3 protein-coding genes and 1 riboswitch are annotated in these 3,515 nt (G+C 62.4%); of the genes, 2 read left to right on the forward strand and 1 reads right to left on the reverse strand.

Going from position 1 to position 3,515, the window contains the following annotated elements; all coding sequences use genetic code 11:
- Positions 1 to 1,348 (reverse strand): chloride channel protein (locus tag C9413_RS29620; RefSeq protein ID WP_170251306.1); only part of this gene is annotated, 1,348 nt, incomplete at its 3' end.
- A 164-nt stretch (positions 1,349 to 1,512) separates the two neighbouring features.
- A riboswitch (cobalamin riboswitch) is annotated at positions 1,513 to 1,909 on the forward strand.
- Positions 1,910 to 2,190: 281 nt separating this feature from the next.
- On the opposite strand from C9413_RS29620, the gene cobU reads away from it, so the two are divergent.
- Together cobU and cobW are read left to right on the forward strand one after the other, a co-directional pair.
- Positions 2,191 to 2,715 (forward strand): bifunctional adenosylcobinamide kinase/adenosylcobinamide-phosphate guanylyltransferase, encoded by a 525-nt coding sequence (cobU, locus tag C9413_RS29625; RefSeq protein WP_039845165.1) that lies wholly within the window; start codon positions 2,191 to 2,193, stop codon positions 2,713 to 2,715.
- A gap of 4 nt (positions 2,716 to 2,719) precedes the next feature.
- The coding region (gene cobW / locus C9413_RS29630) for a cobalamin biosynthesis protein CobW (RefSeq protein ID WP_170251307.1) at positions 2,720 to 3,515 on the forward strand (796 nt) is incomplete at its 3' end.

A 3,515-nucleotide genomic window follows, 5' to 3' on the forward strand; every position in this document is an offset into this window, starting at 1 on the left:
CGCTGCGGAGGCTTTCGCCCCGAAGATGGAAACGCCATGTCGCGAAGGAGTAGCCGAACGTGTTGCGCACGACGAGCGACGAGGTGATGACGGCCGCAAGTACCAGCGCGGTGATCGGAAAGTCCCCGGTTATCTCGAGCGCCAGGAACGTCATCGTCAGCGGCCCTCCGATGACCGCAACGGCGAGCGAACTCATGCCGACCACGGCATAGATTACGGGCGTGAGTGTCGCATGGGCGAAATAGGGGGCACAATAGGCGAAAAGCTTGCCGAGCAGCGCGCCCATGAAGAGTGAGGCGAAGAAGAGGCCGCCCCTGAAGCCGGAACCGATGGAGATTGCCGATGCGAAGGATTTCAGCAGGAGAAGTCCGACCAGGACCGGGACGGCAACATCACGGCCAAGGTTCAGATGCAGCGCACCATGGCCCGCCGAAAGCACCTGCGGCGTAATCATCGCCAGAAGGCCGACGACGATGCCGCCGAGCGCCGGGCGAAGCGGCGTCGGAACCGAACTTTTGCGCGCCAGCTCCTCGATGAAGGCTACGCCCTGCATGATCAGGATGCCGACGCCGGCGCAGAAGGCGCCAAGCAACAGGGCAGGGATATAATCAGCCGGAACCACCGTGCCGAAGGCACCGACATCGATCATGAAATCGCTTCCCGCCAGCAGGCGCGCGACGAGCGTCGAGACGAGCGCGGAAACGACGACCGGCGTCAGCGACACGATCGTGTAGGTGCCGATGATCAGCTCGAATGCATAGAAGGCGCCCGTCAATGGTGCGTTGAAGGCCGCGGCGATCGCACCGGCGGCGCCGCAGCCGACAAGGACGCGCAGATCTGCACGGCGGAGCTGCAGCTTCAGTCCGAGCTTGGAGGCGATACCCGCCGCGAGCTGGACATAGCCGGCCTCGAGGCCGACGGAGGCGCCGAAGCCGTTTGAAACCAGATTCTGGACGGCGACGATGATGCTATCCGTCAGCGACAGCCGTCCGCCATGCAAAGCGTTCGCTTCGATGGGATCGACCATGGGCTTCTTGCGGGTTCGCGCGAGAATGAAAAACAGAAGGCCGAGCAGCATCCCGCCGCAGACGGGCGCCATCAGAAGCAGGAATTTGTCGTTTGTCTGCGATGAACTCAGCCGTTCGATGTCGCTGATGCCGAAGATCAAGCGATGCAGCTCGCGTGAGAGGAGGCTCATGCCGGTGACAGCCAGGCCCGACGTCACGCCGACGGCGATCCCGGCGAAGACCATGCCCATTTCACTGCGGCGGGCAAGCGCACGAAGCCGCCCGGCGTCGAGCAGGCGGTAGAGCCGGTAGAGGCGCGGGAAATTCAATTTCGTGAGCATATGCAAAGAACTAGGTGGCGGCCAACAGCGTCAAGGGCAATAGGGGCGCTTGCTCCCGAAATGTGGCGAAAGCCCGGCGCGAAATGCACCGCGAATTGGAAGCGGTTCGTCGCCGGTCTCGTTTGGGTGCTCGCAATTGACTTCGGAGGGCGGCTTGCCTAACGATGAATATTCTTACGGATGGTTTCGGGACGGCAGATGCCGTTCCGGATGAAAAGGGAATGTGAAGGGACGGACCCAAGCCGGGCGTCTTCATCACAGCCGACCCCGCGACTGTAGAGCGGTCAGGGTCTTCCGTCCGGCGTTCAGGCCAGTTCACGGCTCCTTTCGCATGTTGCGGATGAGGTGAAGTGGCTGGGGCGCCGGAAAAGCCACTGGAAATGCATTGTGATCAGCCGGGGCAGGACGCCTCTATTTCTACGAATCGTCCGCCTTTTCACGAGAATGCAGCCGGGAAGGCGAGGAAGATCCACTGGTGCGATCAGGGGCGACCTTAGATGGGTCGCCCCGGTCGGCCGACACCCGCGAGCCAGGAGACCTGCCATGCGTGCCGGGCGAAGAGCCCATTCTGGGGCATTGTTCCCCGCTGCCAGCACGGAGGTTGTCATGGCTGAACGATGGAATTCCATGCCGCATTTTGTGGCGTCTTTGCGGGACACCGCACTTTCGACTTCCCGTATTCCTGTCCTCGGGTCTAACCCGAGGATTGTCACAAGGAACCGGCCACGGCGCGTCCGCGCCGTGAATGAAACAACCATCTCCAGGGTGTCTTCCGCGCCCAAGAATGAGGGTTGGCTGCGCCATGCGTCGGTAGCGCCGTTTCTTACGCCGCAGGACTCCAGATGACTCATCCCACATGCGGCACTGCCTTCGTCCTCGGCGGCGCGCGTTCCGGCAAATCCCGTTTTGCTGAGCAGCTTGTTGCCGATAGCGGCCTTGAGCGCCACTACGTCGCGACGGGCCGGGCCTGGGACGAGGAGATGCGTCAGCGGATCGAGAGCCACAAAACCGATCGCGGCCCACAATGGACGACGCATGAGGAGCCGCTGGAGCTCGTCGCCCGTCTTTCCATTATCGACCGCGGGGGCCGGGCGATCCTCGTCGATTGTCTGACGCTCTGGGTCACCAATCTGATCATGGAGGAGCGCGATATGGCAGCGGAATTCGCAGCACTTGCGGCTTGGTTGCCGAAGGCAAGAGCGCGGCTCGTCATCGTTTCCAATGAAGTCGGCCTAGGCATCGTGCCGGAAAACCGCATGGCCCGGGATTTCCGCGACCATGCCGGACGGCTGCACCAGATGATAGCGGCGGAAGCCGCGGACGTGTATTTCATCGCGGCCGGATTGCCGCTGAAAATGAAGGGTTGAACCTATGAGCCAGCAGAAGATCCCCGCAACCGTCATCACCGGATTCCTCGGCGCCGGCAAGACGACGATGATCCGCAACCTGCTTTCCAACACAGGCGGCAAGAAGATCGCGCTGATCATCAACGAGTTCGGCGATCTCGGCGTCGATGGCGACGTATTGAAGGGCTGCGGCGCGGAAAACTGCACTGAGGACGATATCATCGAATTGACCAATGGCTGCATCTGCTGCACCGTTGCCGACGATTTCATTCCAACGATGACGAAGCTTCTCGAGCGCGCCCAGCGTCCGGATCACATCGTCATCGAAACTTCCGGCCTCGCCCTGCCGCAGCCGCTCGTTGCCGCCTTCAACTGGCCGGATATCCGCAGCGAAGTGACCGTCGATGGTGTCATCACCGTCGTCGACAGTGCGGCCGTCGCGGCCGGCCGTTTTGCCGACGATCACGATGCGGTGGATGCGCGCCGGGCAGACGACGCCTCGCTCGATCATGAAAGCCCGATCGAAGAACTCTTCGAGGACCAACTGACCTGCGCCGACCTCATCGTGCTCAACAAGACCGATCTCCTTGACGGCAAAGGGCTCAGCCGCGTGCGCCACGAAGTAGCCTCCCGCATCGCCCGCAAGCCGGCGATGATCGAGGCGAGGAACGGCGAGGTTCCGGCAAGCGTGCTGCTTTGCCTCGCCATCGGGGCCGAAGAGGACATCGGCAACCGCAAGTCGCATGACGGTCTGGAGCACGAGGACGGGACGCCGCACGACCACGCCGGGTTCGAGAGTCTAGTGGTCGGCCTTGGCGCGG

Source organism: Rhizobium sp. SEMIA 4085, assembly GCF_013004495.1.
GTDB lineage: Bacteria > Pseudomonadota > Alphaproteobacteria > Rhizobiales > Rhizobiaceae > Rhizobium > Rhizobium gallicum.

Bases quoted from the DNA above. Each gene is read 5' to 3' on its own strand.
- cobU (WP_039845165.1), top strand. From the start codon at position 2,191: ATGACTCATCCCACATGCGGCACTGCCTTCGTCCTCGGCGGCGCGCGT.